The sequence below is a fragment of the Proteiniphilum sp. UBA5384 genome (genome assembly GCF_002410825.1).
Taxonomy (GTDB): Bacteria; Bacteroidota; Bacteroidia; order Bacteroidales; family Dysgonomonadaceae; genus Proteiniphilum.
Window position 1 is genome coordinate 1 of the sequence record NZ_DHOS01000004.1, and the last position, 14215, is coordinate 14215.

Genomic DNA, 14215 nt, shown 5'->3' on the forward strand with positions numbered 1-14215 from the left:
CTATATTTTTAACGAACTATTGTACTAATATTAAATTGTTTTATCTTCAGGTCACTCGTCTGGCTGCATTATAACTGAACTGACCCCAAAAAGTTTTTTCCAACTTTTGGGAGCCAGTTCAGTGCTATGTAAATAATTAATAACCACATGATTTATTTATGGGATAAATCACTCAGCAATACTACCGGGAGATCGGTGACAGCATAATCTGCCGGCCTGTAATGTTCCCCTTTCGATGGGGGCGGCATGAAAGAACCATTCCCCAGCATGTCATTGATGATCGGATAATAGTTTTGCCCCTGCCCGGGTCGGAACAATAAAACGCAATAATCACCTTTTACGGCATACCCCAATTCAAATTTCTCATTTCCCGGATTGGCAATTTTATAATCATTCATTTGTAAATCACCTCCTGTAAAAGTCAAGTCGAGGTCGATGGTGAAATCGTCTTTCAGGTCTACCCTCAATAATGAACGGTAAGGAGATGTCACCAGTGCGCCCAGAACATGCCAGTCTGTATCAAAATATGAGATATTGGTGTAGATCAATGCATCTGACGTCGCATTCCTCACCCGTTGTAAAAGCGCCGGATCATACGGATTCAACAAGTGGGGGTTGGATATGTCACAATTGATAAAGGTGAATTTCCGGTCTATATCCCACCCTATCAACGGGACATTGAAATCAAAAACTGTAAACCCTTTGTTCCTGATGGTAAATACGGAATTGGATAGCTTAACCCTGAGCGGTGTACTCGACTTCTTGTCCCTGTAAATAAAAGAAGTTCCGAAGTTATCCAGGTAAGAGTAAGATATGTTCTGGTCCAGCATCAGAATCGGCTCGTTATCCCCTACAATCACAATCCCTTTATCGACGGTGTCGTAATATATCTGGTTAAATACAAAAAAGCCGCCCGACTCAATCCGGATACCTTCCGTTTCCCGATAGTTGTACTCCGCGCCAAGATCCTTTCCACCGGTAGTCAACCATGACAAAATATGGATATTATTCAATATGTGCCCGGCTGATTTTGTAAAGAGGGCATACTTTGTACTGTAAATAAATGTGTCCGATATTTTGGCATCATGACAATTCTTATCGATATAAATGCCGTAAATTTCTTCATTTGATGACATGCCATGAATGGTCACATTGTCTATTTTGGTATCGCAACTACTGTTTTTATTGAGATCCGTAACGTTGATCCTTATGTGGGTATTCCGTCCCCGCACCAGGCTCATGGTCCGGATCTGTACCAGCTGTTTCAACCCATTTACAATAATGCCATTGTCCGCATTATAGCAATCCAGTATTCCGCCTTCTATATACGAAAAACGCCGGTGGCTGTTATCGGAGATATAATGCATTTCCGAATAACCGACCTTTATGAGGGCTTCCAGCCTGGTATCGCTTTTTACCAACGCGTTTTTGTCAAAAATGATATTGACGTTCTTCTCATAGTCCAATGGCAACACCATTGGTTCCGTCAATGTATATGTCCCGGCCGGAAAAAAGAGGGTCTTTTTATACGATTGGCGGACCAACTCATTTATTTCAGCGCCTATGGGCGATCCATCGTTCTTTATGCCGTGATCCACCACCGACACAATGTTCTCTATATTTCCATTTTCAGGAATTCCGTCAATTATTTCTTTGCTTTCTATTTTATCTGAACAGTTGAACAGGCAAAACAGTAACAGGAGCAGATATTTTCTTGGTTTCATATTATCAATCTGCTATTTAAGTTCACCATTCAATGGCCTGGTCTTCATCAGGAATCTGGGTATTGATCTTGCGTTCCATGATCATAGACCCTTTTGCCTCATACCCGATCATTGTTCCCGGCACCGAAGTGATGTCATCATACGAATACGACAGGTTAATGGTGATGTACCGGTGCTTTAAATATGGCAGGACATCATCCATGATCTCTTCAACGGAATACCGCGGGGTTGTCAGCAATTGAAAATTGATCCTGTCATCTTCCGCATGCATATCCAAAGTCCCGTCACTATTGAATGTCGCTATGATTTTATAGATACGCCTGTTCTTGTCGTCTTCGTCGGTTGTGCCGGCATAAAAAAAGATGGAGTTGCCATCAACGACAAACGAAGTACGCGTATTGATCACCATCGCATTGCTGTTAGTTCCTTTGAAATAAATCCGCATGGCCGTTGTCTGGTAAATTCCCGAATAATCATTGAAGGGGATGACCCGCAACATCGCTTTTTTATAATGCTTCCTGGGATGGGCTTTATAACCGGCGGAAGGGGAATCCTCGATGGTCAATGGCAATATCCATTTGTAGAACATGTCGATCCCTTTGAATGTGAAATTGACGGGCAACAACCCTTGCCGCGAACCGGCTGGGATGGTGGTCTCGAATGAAGGGATGTCATACAGCGGATTGTCCAACTGCGTGAAATACAAATCATGCCTGTTCTGGAAACGTTCGTAGTTCAACGTGTTCAATGAATCGGGATCGAGGGCGACCTTGACCTGCAACTCTTTGGAGTTGGTTGTCGTACCGCTTACAATCAGCGGCAACTGGTACGTTGATATACCTTCGTCGCGGTACTTGACATACACATCCGTCACCCCTTTTGAATTTATTGGCGCTTTGAACGAGACGTAATGGGTATAAAGTTCAGTCGTCCACTCGTCGTTACATGAAACCAGGGTAACTAAAAAAGCGATCCATAAGAATATGTTCCTTGATATTTTTTTCATTTGATTGATTTTTAGTAGTTGATTAATCATATGATTGCCAACCGGGGTTTTGTGTCAGCCGTGAATTACGTTTCAACTCCGTTTTCGATATCGGCCAGAACCACATCTTATCGGAAAAGGTCGTTGGGATAGACGAGACGACTACCGGCGTATGGAAAAGGTCCCTTTGCTCGGCCGTCATCACCGTGTTGCATCCGTAAACGGGCAATACCTCTTCAATGGGAGCGTCTTTCCAACGGCGCAGGTCGTAATAACGGTGGCCTTCGGCCATCAACTCTATCTGGCGTTCGCGTTTCAGCTTCTTCCGGAATTCATCCTTACCCGCATAAACACCCGGTTCAAAATCAGGAAGCCCTGCCCTTAACCGTATGGGAAGGATGCCCTTTTTCATCTCGGTTATATCACGGTGGACCGTATACTCCCTGGAACCGTCCCATGACGGGATTTGGTAAGAGCCGTCCAGTTCATTCAAGGCCTCGGCATAGATCAACAATATTTCCGCATAACGGATCGCCGGTTCCGTTTTGGTCCTGATCTGTGTCAGTGTCGCGTTTTCGTATGTGTCATAAGGATGGACATATTTTTTGCACCCGATACCGGTCCGCAGCCAATGGTCCGTGTTGGAATAGCCATCCGGGGAGCCCCTGTAATACCAGCTCCTGTAATTCCGGTGTTCCGGGACGGTCGCCGCCGAAAGCGTCCAGAGGCTTCCGTTATAGGCGACGGACGCGTAAAAGCGGGGTTCCCGGTTTGCATATTGTAATGAGGTGCCTTCCAAGAGGGGTATGTATCTTCCGGCGTTCACGTCGTCAGGGGTCACATACCCCGTCACCCGTTCACTTCCGTCCCCGCGCCCCATCTCTTTATCCTTTCCGGGAATATCGCGCCCGTCATGCATATAATACGCGTCGCATTGTTTTTGGGTGATGCCGAAGGTGTTCCACCCATTGGCGGCGCGCGGCAACATGTGGACGACCATCCATTGTAACCCGCCACTTTGGCCTGCCGTGCCATTCTGTACTCGTGAAAAGATCAATTCCGGATTGGTGCTTGCCGACAGCTCCCCGTCGAACAATGCCCTGTACGAAGCGAATGGGTCGATATTCCGCCACCCCGAAGGCCAGTCCTTACCGGAAAATTCAGGATGATAAGGAGGAACGATCGTCTTCGGAAAATCATTATTCCCGAAATCCCTGTAATGGGCGACATAAATCTGGTATTTCCCGAGTTCCATCACATCCCGCGCCGCCGCGGCCGCTTTCGCCCATTTTCCCTCATCGTAACTATCCGACAACAGGCGTTTGCCTTTATCATCCACGAGCAGGTTTGCGTACTCATCCTGATTCCCGTTTACCAACGGGCTCGCGGCATACAGCAATACCTTTGCCCTCGCCGCCAAGGCGGCTCCCCGGGTAGGCCGGGCAATGTTCATCGCTTCCCGGTCGGGTCTGAGTTCCTTGGCAGCCTGCACCAGTTCTGTGGTGATATAATCTACACATTCGTCATACGTGTTGCGGGGCAGTGCGATTTCATTATACGACAGCGTGTAATCTATCATGCCGTCATCCGCAGGAATGACAGGGACAGGCCCGTACTTACGGAGCAGTAGCCAGTAATAATAAGCCCGGAGGAAACGGGCCTGGCCTTTGCAATCGGTGATCTCTTCCTCCGTCATCTCCTCATTCACATCGATGTTGAGGATAAATTCCGATGCTTGCCGTATGCCTTTGTAGCACGCGCTCCATGAACTCTGCAACGCGCTCTCATCGTATTCCCCATTCTTGAATTTCTTGTATAAATCACTCCAGTCGCCCGTGTAGATGTCATCGGCAAAATTATGCCATGAATCATTCTTATTGCATACGTCCGCATTTTCATTGGCCAGGAATGAATAGGCGTGCGCCAGCCAGTTCTCGGCGTAATTCCTTTGTTTGAATGCCTTTTCGATCGACATCCTGTCTTTAAAATACTTCTCGGTTTCCAGGTAATCAGCGCAAGAAGCAAATGCGATAATCATCAAAAGAGTAATAAGTCTTATATTTTTACACATAACTTCCGTCTCCTATATATTAATTGTGGCTCCTAACGTTATAACTTTTGCAATGGGATATTCCTCGCCCGTCGAACTGCCCAGTTCGGGGTCCCACATCTTGAATTTTGACCAGGTCACCAGGTTCGTTCCAATGAAGAACAGGCGGAATGAATTCAAATGCATCTTCGTGACCCACTGTTTTGGGAGTGTATACCCCACTTCGAGGGTCTTCAGCCGTAAATACCGGCCGTCGCGCATCCAAAAAGAAGAAGCCCGGTAGTTATTGCTGTTCCCGTTGTAACTTAACCGCGGGTATTCCGCATTCGGGTCTTCGGTGGCCGGGTCACCCGAGATATCGGCATCGATCCACCGTTTGGAATGGGCCAGATCCGAAAACACAGTGCCCCAGATACCTTCGTTAAAGGCATATACATTGGGGCCATTGATCATAAAAGACGATTTCCCCGCGCCTTGAAAATGGACATTTACATCCAACCCTTTCCACTGGAGCGTCGTGCCGAAACCATAGATCAGGTTCGGTTTCCTTGTCGCGCCTATCGCCGTGATATCGCCGTCGTTGACCACCCCGTCACCGTTCACGTCCGCATACTTTATATCTCCGGGCTGGTAGGTGCCGAACTGTTGAGTAGGGCTGTTGCGGATATCTTCATAATCTTCAAAGAGTCCCAATGCGACCAATCCGGCCACCTGATTCACCCGTCGTCCTTTCTGCATTTGATAGGGATATACGCTGTTTTCCTCATCAATATCCAGTATCCGGTTCTTGCTGTACGTCCAGTTGCCGCGCATGGTGAAATTGACCTGGTCGATTTTTTGTCGGAAGCTAAAATTACCGTCGACGCCGGTGGAATGCACCTTGCCCACATTCGCCTTGGGATTGCTCTCCAGGCCCACCATTTCCGGCAGATGGTATCTGGTGTAATAGATGCCGTTGCGGAATTCGTTAAAATAATCGGCCGTAACCTGCAACTTGTCATTCCATAAAGCGAGGTCCATTCCCAAATCCCTCTTGACGGCCTGTTCCCACGTGATCCCGGTAGAAGCTATCTGGGAATAATACAATCCGGAGTAGATGTTGTTGAAATAATAGTCGCCCCAGTTATAACCCGCATTGGGATTCTCAAGGAGCGTATAGAGATACGGTATCCGCGTGCCGATTTCATCATTCCCCACCCTGCCGTCGGAATAGCGTATCTTGCACATGCCAATCCATGGCAGCTTTTCTTTCACGATCTTTTCCTCGCCTATATTCCATGCGAAAGAAAAGGCAGGGAAGAAACCCCATCTATGGTCTCTGGCGAAATTCTCCGATCCGGTATATCCGAAGTTAAAATCGATAAAATAGCGTAACGCGTAATTATAGGTCAACCGGCCGGCAAGCGATTCATGCCGGTTAGGGATGCCTTCCTTTATATCTCTCCCCACATTGTCGGTACGCTCCTGCGAGTCGGCGTTCCACTTCAGGGTGCCGCCCACGTTATGGACCTTGGCAAAACTGCGGTTATAGTTCAGCCATAATTCGGCAAATTCCACTTTCCAGCCGCTGGCACTGCTCTCCTGATACATCTCCATGGGACCCGCGATATGCTGGAATATCAAATTACCGTTCGCATCGCGCATCCGCTCGGCCCTCCATTGCTTGGGCCATTTGACCCGGTTGATATGGTTCGCGTTGGAAAGGTCATAACCGATGTTTGCCGTGAAATCCAACCCCGGGGTCACAAAATCCAGGTCCTGTTCCCATGTAGCGTTGGTTTGCACATCGTTGATCCAATGTTCCGAATACCCCGACTGGGTAGCCTGCAGCCACGGATTGGTGCGTTCGCCCAAACCGCTGGCAGGGACGTACCCGTTGGAATACATCACCGGGATATAAACGGGGGAAGTACCTAAAATAGAGTGCCATATCTGATAGCCGTCATACATCGCCGCATTATTCTGCTTCGAGAGCTTTCCGGCCACTCCTACCTTTAGCACGGATGTGCGGGTAATATTCAAATCGGTATTCAAACGATAATTGAACACCCGGTAATCGGCATTCGTGTGATATTCTTTTTCAAGCTGGTCGTCACTTTTATACATCCCTTTCTCGTCTATATAACTCATCGACACATAATAGCGGGCGGTTGAACCGCCACCGTTCATGTTAACCGAGGCCCGGTGGGTGGGGGCGCCTTTCTTCAGTAACACCGATCCCCAGTCCACATTCGGGTAAAGGTCGGGGTCCAGGTTACGGCGGATAATCTCCAATTCATCCGTGGTGTAGATAGGCTCCTGGTTCCGTGTGATTTTTGCCTCGTTCACCATCGACACATACTCGTTGCCGTCAATCACCTCGGGAGTGATGGTGCGGGTATTATAAGACGATTCTACTTTAACCTGTATATTCACCTTGCCGGCCTTCCCCCGCTTGGTGGTGATCAGGACAACGCCGTTGGCTCCCTTGTCCCCGTAGATTGCCGTCGCCGACGCGTCTTTCAGTACGGAGAACGATTCAATATCTTCCACATTCACATCATTGATATCGCGCGGGAAGCCGTCCACCAAGACATACGCGCTTGTATGGGCACCGAAAGTCGAAATTCCCCGGATCCAGAATTCGGAGATATTCTTGCCCGGCTGCCCCGAAGTCTGCATGGCATAAACGCCAGCGACATTACCGGCCAGGGAGTTCACCAGACTGGACGTGGGGTTGGTCTTCAGTTGCTCTACTTCCACATTGGTGATGGCCCCGGTTACCGTTAACTTCTTTTGGGGGCCGGTGGCGGTCACAACAAGTTCGTCCAATGTGCTTAATTTACCCTCTTTCATAAGCACATCCACCACGGTCTGTTCTTTGATCAACACCTCCTGGTTTTCGAACCCGATGTATGAAAACACCAAACGGTGGAACGGTTCCATCCTGATTTTATATCTACCGTGTATGTCCGTCACCGTACCCATCCCCGGCACATCTTTTACGACGATGTTGACCCCTATCAACGGTTCCTTGTCCACATCGGTCACTATGCCGGTAATCTCTATCGTTTGCTGGGCAAGGACAGAGAGGGAAAGGGATAAAACACTGAAAAATGATATTATATATTTCTTCATAAAGCTGTTTTTTGGGAGATTATTCATCCATTGATATCATACGGATACGGTGGTTGTTCATATCCGCTATATAAAATGTCTTTGTTTTTTCGTCGTATTCAATGCCCCAGGGATCACGGAAACGGGCCTCTTTACGCAATTCGCCATCCACATACCCCCATGTATTGTTATCAAGGCCCTTGCTTCCCCTGCCCGCGAAGGTCGTGACCTTGCCCTCCGGGGTGATTATCCTTATGCAGTGGTTCCCGGCCTCAATCAGGTAGAAATCATAGATGTCCTCTTTTCCCTCACGGATATATTCCTCATTCTTGACAAACACTCCCTGATACGGCATCGCGACTTTGGCCGCGGTCCCTACCCCATCCACATATCCGTTTCCACCGCCGCCTACAAAGGTCGTGGGCGGGTCCAGTGTTTTCTCCTCCCAATTGTAGGAGGCCCTTTGGATTGCCGAATTCCATGGGGAGAAAACATAGGCATAGTTACCCGAAGGGTGGAACATCACATGATATTCCAACAAGCCATTGTTTCCGGCATGCACCGCCTTCTTTTGATCCCAGTCATACCTGAACAGTTCACCGGCCCACCAGGTACTGAAGAAAATGGTTCCATCCACCGGATTCACCGATACATGGTTGATGTTACGGTAAAAGACAAGTGTCTGGGGTACCTTGAATCCCGTACTGCGGGTCAGCATCGTTACGCCGACGCTGGTCTCTCCGTCCTGGTCATTGGCCACATACAGCGTGTCTCCCGAGAGGGACCATGCAAGTGTTCTGGGATGTTTCCAGTTGGCTTCCCCGAGTGTCACCAGGGTGGTCACCGTGCTTTTTTCGATATCCAGTAAACGGAGGCTCAGGTTTTGTTCCAGCAAAAAAAGATGCTTGTTGTTCTTCGGGTCAATGGAAAGCCAGTAAGGCGCTCCAAAACCGCATTCCTCAAAAGTGCCGTCTTTTATCTCGTACTTGCCTTCCGACGTCATGTATCCGCACAATGTGGAGACAACCGTCCTGGACACATACCTGAAACGGTTCTCCGCTTTGGCCGACTTCTCAACCAAGTCATCTTTAACCCTGACCTCTATCGTCCCCTCCTGGGAACCCGCCGGAACCAGGCAATAGATACACTCTCCGTCACAGCCTACCAGGGGCGCTTTCTTACCGCCGATAGAAACGGAGATCTTGGTCGTATCCGTTCCGAAATTCTCACCGTAAAGGAACATTTTGGAGCGGGCAGAACCGCTGTCGGGGGAAAACGCAGTGATTACCACATCTTTCGACGGATCGAATTCCTTGCCGCCCACATCATTGTCGCTTTTGCAGGCAGCTAATTCAACGATGAATACGCATAAAAAAAGGTTCCATAAAGGAATGATCAATTTTTTGTTTTTCAGATATTTACTTTTCATATTACTTGATTTAAAATAATGTTTTATCTATATTTGTATCCCCCTATCGGGAGGAACAACAACCGGCAGGGTGCAAGTCTCTACCAACGCCGTACCAAGGCTTATGCAACTCTATATCATCCTTATATAAACTCTATACTAACCCTATAAATTTATAGAGACGCAAGAACTTTGGTAAAACCCAGATAAGACCCGAAAACGAGATAATTACGACCCGGGAACAACCCTTCCCCGACCTATTTACGGACTATATCCATACTTAGGTCAGGCTTTTCCCGACCCTACGTGGGGCGGGCTTACATAAGAATGTCTATTCAGTAGTATTTGCCGACAATCATTAAGAATAAAAATTCGTATTTCCGGCAGGTACTGGACATGAGAAGAGATGGTTTTCAGGTAGGTGAAACCCGGTGCGGTAACAGACAACCGTGCGTGAGAGGTATCGATTCTTTAATTGTCGGGATAAGATGTTTTTCAACTCCCTACCCTCTTCCTAATATCGACTCTAAATCAACAATATAACAAGTCAATAATGGAACTTGTGGAATCTTTTTCGATGGGGCTCTGATGTATGTGCGGTGATATAAAAAAGAGGCTTCCATTCTTCGGTCTCGTGTTTGAATTTTGCGGATTCTGTGAGAAAACCAAAAAAAGCGCTATGTAAATTGTACCGTATTTAACAGTACAAAAATACTCATTCTTTTTAACTTCTATGTTTTCATTCGCATTTTGTTTAAGTTTTCGATATTATTTGTAACTTTACTCCTGTTAATCTATTTGAGATTCTAAAGGAGAATGTTGTAACTTTGAGATGGGTCTGCTTGGCAGGCAGCCATCGTTTAATGATGCAAATGAATAAAAAAACAATGGAATCCTGTGTTAAACTGGAATGTTTCGCACAAGCGTATTCAGAAAACCTACAATTGTAAAATGTATTGTACAAGGAAGCATACAAGTTATATAATTTTTTCATAAAATTATCATTCTCTTTAATTTTATATTATCTTTGTTAGAAATTCAACTTGAGATAGTTATAAATAATATGGAAAACGATAAAAAGAGTATCCATCAAGGTAAAAATGTAAAGCGGCTCAGGGAAGCCAAAGGCGTTAAACAAGAAGTAATTGCCATGGAATTGGATATTACCCAACAAGCCGTATCGCAATTGGAAAAACGTCAGGAACTGGATGATGTAACAATAGCAGCATACGCTAAAGCTCTGGAAATCAACGAAGATTTTATCCGAAATATGACTGATAATTCTCTACCGGAAAATAGTAATTATTTTTATGACTATATCCAAAATAAGGATGTTAGTACTCAAAACTTAACTTTTAATCCTTTGGATAAGTTAGCAGAAGTTTATTCGGAAAAAGACCAGTTATATGAACGGATAGTCGAACTGAAAAATGAGAAATGTGCCCTTTTGGAGAAGTTCCTAACGAATCAGAAATAAGGTTCCGGTTTTTCTCTTTCCAAGCATTTGGGGAGTTCATCAAAAGGTTTTTCATCATTTCAAAGCACTTTGGAAGGACGAAGGATATTCATACTAATACCCCATAAGTCTGAAAAATTGATAAGATACGTTGGATGAGTACCTATTATACAGTAGATTTCTTAGCGATTTGGAAACAAGTCAACAACCCGAATTTTAACCGTATGGGATTCCATACCGTTAGGAATGGAGAAGGCCGATTGCTTCTAACACCCAAACGTTGGGTTGAAATGACAAATGCCATATGTATATATTCAAAATCAGTATGTTATACAATATACCCCGTAATTTGTACCACTATCTAAGCAAATAAAAAAGCTTTTATTTGTGTTATGAACAAATAAAGAATAAAACATTCAGCTGCCTTCAAGTTGTAAGCTCCCCCGTATTCAGTACATCTAAGAATTAGACTAAAAAGAAAAAAAAGTATTAATTTAGATGTCAGAATGAAGAAACAACAATTTAGTGCGATCAAGATCGCCGAAGTATTAAAGAAATTTGAGACAGGCTCTAGTTTGGAAGAGCTTACCCGCAGTTACGGTATTAGTAAGGGCACACTCTACAATTGGCCAAACGTTACAGGGGGATGGATGCCACCGAGATGAAGCGTGTAAAAGAATTGGAGGAAGAGAACCGTCGTCTCAAACGCATGTATTCAAACTTAGCGATGGAACTTGACATAGCCAGGGAGATTATCGAAAAAAAGCTCTAACGCCTTGCCAGAAACGCTTAATTGTAGAAGATCTCGTTCAAGATCGTTGCGTTTCTGTTAGCAAGGCTTGCCTGGTATTGAATTTGAGTCGAAGCGTTTTATCGTATCAATCATTGAAGAAGGATGATGAACAAGTGGAGGTCATCTTTTTGGCTCTTCCTTGAAAAGATAATTGTGTTCCTGAACAGGCAACTTCACCCCATCAGGGACAGTATAATTTTACAAACCATATAAAAATGGGCTTTTTAAGGCTCGACTATTTATTTTTGAATATACAACTATGCTGTATATCAAATATTTACCCCCGGTGCGAGGTGCAAGCTTATCTATATAGATACTTGCACCTTGCACCGGGCTTTATATATCATTCATAGATAATCCCCTTAATTCAACCTCATATTTTGCAAGCTCTTTTTTGATAGAATCAGCTTTCGCTTGAAGCAAAGCCATATCAATTTTCTTAGGGTTGCGCTTTACCTCGGCAACAATAGCCGTTTTGTCCAAATCATTCAGGGCTATCAGGTCGATTTCATTTTCGCCCTTGCTGTCCCAATAGCTACCGATGGCGGTTATCCTCTCCTCTTCTGCCATTTTAGCCCGGAAATATTTTTCCAAAATGAAACCGCTATATTGCTCATAGTTCTTATCAATGGTCTCACGAAGCAAGTCATATTTTCCCATTTCAATCAATGACTGATTCGGATAAATAAACCGAAACCAGAAACGAAGGTAGTTATCATTCAAACTCCAACGAGCTTTTCGGCTTTCCGGCTTCGAGAACATAGGCTTATTCTTTGTAATAAGAGAATATTCCTTCTCCAAATTGACCAAATATGCCCCGGTATTCTTCCCTATAATAGAATCTATTTCACTTTGGGTAGTTTTTCCCGAAGCGATTAACTGTAGGATAGAGAAATAGGTTCCATACTCTTTCCCAAATTCGGAGATAAGCAATTCTTTGCCTTCCCCGATAAAGGGAGAATCAGGACGTGTAACCATATCCAGTATTTTGTCCTTTGTTGCAGCTCCGGCTTCCATTAATAGGTCGATATATTTGGGAACTCCACCTGTCAGCATATACAGACACAGAAGATCTTCCGATGTATATTTCGGGTTGTAATCATTCAAGATTTCTTTTATTACGCTAACGGCGAAAGGTTGCAGTGTTATCTTTGAGGAAAGACGACCAAACAGCGGCTCTTTCCTGTTCTCAAAAATTTTCATCATCATCGAATAGATAGAACCGGAAGCAATAAAGTTGATCTTAGTCTTATCCTTATACTGATCCCAAAGATTCTGAACATCGCTGAATATGGATGAGTTTACATTATCAAACTCCTGAAATTCATCAATGATAAGCGTGTAATGTTCCTTTGTGGCAAAAATCAACAACTGCTCGAAAAGGTCTTTAAACCGGGTAATAGTACCGAATATTTGCAATCCTAACGCATCCGTTGCATCTTTCTGGAACTGCTCACAAAGGAGCGGTTCGCTCTTGCGGGATACAAAAAGATAAAGATATTTCTGTCCCTTTACAGATTCCAGTAAAAGGGAGGTCTTGCCGATACGACGGCGACCAACCATAACCGTAAAGCAAGAACTTTTCTTCGATTGCTCCAATGTACGGGCTAATATCTCTAACTCCGCTGCTCTGTTATAAAACTTCATATCTCATATTATTTAATACCCATTATCTTAATGGCGGTTACAAAAATAAGAAGAATAATTCAATTTGCCACTATGTATATCAGATTATTTTAACGGATATTAAAATAACCACCATTAAAATACGGACAAGGTAGAGGATTTATAGCTTGAAGCATCCATGCTTTTTTCAAATTTCAGAGGGATTATTATACCGCTCTTTTCTATAAAAGCGGTGATTTTGTCCCAAAATAGAGAAAGTTACATATAAGCAATACTTATAACCGGAAATCTGCCAACTTTTCCTCCAACGATTCCATATCCGCATTTAGCTTAGTATCTGTAATTCGAGCATAGAGTTGTGTCGTTCGAATATTCTTATGTCACAATAATTTAGCAAGGCTTTCCATCGGCATACCATTAGATAAGGCAATAGTCGTGGCCATTGTGTGCCGTCCGCAATGGTACGTGATTCGCTTCTCAACTCCGCAAACTTCAGCAATTTCTTTCAGGTATTGATTTACTTTCTGATTGCTTAACATCGGGAACAATGTCTCTCTTTTGGGATCACTGTACTTCTCAATCAGTCTTGCGGGAACTTCAAAAAGCCGGATGTTGCTCATTTCTTTGGTCTTCCATCTTTCAAATCGAAGCCACTGGTGACCATCAACGGCTGTATGCAGATGGCTTTTGCTTAAATTCTTCACATCCACGAAAGCAATGCCCGTAAAAACTGCAAAAAGAAACAAGTCCCTAACTAGTTCCAACCGCTCATAAGGAAGTTCTTGCTTCATGATAGATTTTACTTCATCTATTGTCAGGAATGTGCGATTGGTTTGTTTTAGCTTGATTTGGTATTCTTGAAATGGGTCATTCTTGATGATACCATTCTTTAGTGCCAGTGTAAATCTTCAGCATAAAGTTTAATACTCCCTATTCTCTGTACCGTCTAAGCAGGGTTTTTAACTAAAATAATTCTCTCAATTTTTTATACTTTCTGTTTTTTTTATTTGTAAACCAACCTTTTGTATATATTAATTATTCAAGTTTCGCAAGTAACAATAGTTCGTTAAAAATATA

10 protein-coding genes are annotated in these 14215 nt (G+C 44.4%); 3 read left to right on the forward strand and 7 right to left on the reverse strand.

Annotation, left to right across the window (positions count from 1 at the left end; all coding sequences use genetic code 11):
• Positions 1–152 precede the first annotated feature (152 nt).
• From B4G81_RS02125 to B4G81_RS02145, 5 genes are read right to left on the reverse strand one after another with little or no spacing between them, the layout of a single operon-like run.
• On the reverse strand, positions 153–1724 hold the full coding sequence (locus B4G81_RS02125) for a hypothetical protein (protein WP_294079583.1): 1572 nt from the start codon (positions 1722–1724) through the stop codon (positions 153–155).
• 22 nt (positions 1725–1746) lie between these two features.
• A complete protein-coding gene (locus tag B4G81_RS02130; protein WP_294079585.1) occupies positions 1747–2730 on the reverse strand; it encodes a DUF4973 domain-containing protein in 984 nt (327 codons plus the stop codon).
• Positions 2731–2752: 22 nt separating this feature from the next.
• A complete protein-coding gene (locus tag B4G81_RS02135; protein WP_294079587.1) occupies positions 2753–4747 on the reverse strand; it encodes a RagB/SusD family nutrient uptake outer membrane protein in 1995 nt (664 codons plus the stop codon).
• 45 nt (positions 4748–4792) lie between these two features.
• A complete protein-coding gene (locus tag B4G81_RS02140; protein ID WP_294079589.1) occupies positions 4793–7876 on the reverse strand; it encodes a SusC/RagA family TonB-linked outer membrane protein in 3084 nt (1027 codons plus the stop codon).
• A gap of 19 nt (positions 7877–7895) precedes the next feature.
• Positions 7896–9284, reverse strand: coding sequence for an IPT/TIG domain-containing protein (locus tag B4G81_RS02145; RefSeq protein WP_294079591.1), 1389 nt, complete (start codon positions 9282–9284; stop codon positions 7896–7898).
• A 1042-nt stretch (positions 9285–10326) separates the two neighbouring features.
• On the opposite strand from B4G81_RS02145, the gene B4G81_RS02150 reads away from it, so the two are divergent.
• The 3 genes from B4G81_RS02150 (at position 10327) to B4G81_RS02155 (ending at position 11491) form a co-directional block, all read left to right on the forward strand.
• A complete protein-coding gene (locus B4G81_RS02150; RefSeq protein WP_294079593.1) occupies positions 10327–10740 on the forward strand; it encodes a helix-turn-helix domain-containing protein in 414 nt (137 codons plus the stop codon).
• A 485-nt stretch (positions 10741–11225) separates the two neighbouring features.
• Positions 11226–11384, forward strand: a complete 159-nt coding sequence (locus B4G81_RS15265; RefSeq protein WP_414703148.1) for a transposase — start codon at positions 11226–11228, stop codon at positions 11382–11384.
• Positions 11345–11491 carry a hypothetical protein gene (locus B4G81_RS02155; RefSeq protein ID WP_294079595.1) on the forward strand — a complete coding sequence of 49 codons (147 nt, stop codon included), beginning with the start codon at positions 11345–11347 and terminating at the stop codon, positions 11489–11491. The genes B4G81_RS15265 and B4G81_RS02155 overlap by 40 nt, the downstream gene beginning before the upstream one ends.
• 357 nt (positions 11492–11848) lie before the next feature.
• Here B4G81_RS02155 and B4G81_RS02160 read toward each other — a convergent pair whose 3' ends face one another.
• Together B4G81_RS02160 and B4G81_RS02165 are read right to left on the reverse strand one after the other, a co-directional pair.
• Positions 11849–13159 (reverse strand): ATP-binding protein, encoded by a 1311-nt coding sequence (locus B4G81_RS02160; RefSeq protein ID WP_294079597.1) that lies wholly within the window; start codon positions 13157–13159, stop codon positions 11849–11851.
• Between the two features lie 359 nt (positions 13160–13518).
• A complete protein-coding gene (locus B4G81_RS02165; RefSeq protein ID WP_349678727.1) occupies positions 13519–14037 on the reverse strand; it encodes a site-specific integrase in 519 nt (172 codons plus the stop codon).
• Between the last annotated feature and the right edge of the window lie 178 nt (positions 14038–14215).

Bases quoted from the DNA above. Each gene is read 5' to 3' on its own strand.
- B4G81_RS02125 (WP_294079583.1), bottom strand. From the start codon at position 1,724: ATGAAACCAAGAAAATATCTGCTCCTGTTACTGTTTTGCCTGTTCAAC.
- B4G81_RS02130 (WP_294079585.1), bottom strand. From the start codon at position 2,730: ATGAAAAAAATATCAAGGAACATATTCTTATGGATCGCTTTTTTAGTT.
- B4G81_RS02135 (WP_294079587.1), bottom strand. From the start codon at position 4,747: ATGATTATCGCATTTGCTTCTTGCGCTGATTACCTGGAAACCGAGAAG.
- B4G81_RS02140 (WP_294079589.1), bottom strand. From the start codon at position 7,876: ATGAAGAAATATATAATATCATTTTTCAGTGTTTTATCCCTTTCCCTC.
- B4G81_RS02145 (WP_294079591.1), bottom strand. From the start codon at position 9,284: ATGAAAAGTAAATATCTGAAAAACAAAAAATTGATCATTCCTTTATGG.
- B4G81_RS02150 (WP_294079593.1), top strand. From the start codon at position 10,327: ATGGAAAACGATAAAAAGAGTATCCATCAAGGTAAAAATGTAAAGCGG.
- B4G81_RS15265 (WP_414703148.1), top strand. From the start codon at position 11,226: ATGAAGAAACAACAATTTAGTGCGATCAAGATCGCCGAAGTATTAAAG.
- B4G81_RS02160 (WP_294079597.1), bottom strand. From the start codon at position 13,159: ATGAAGTTTTATAACAGAGCAGCGGAGTTAGAGATATTAGCCCGTACA.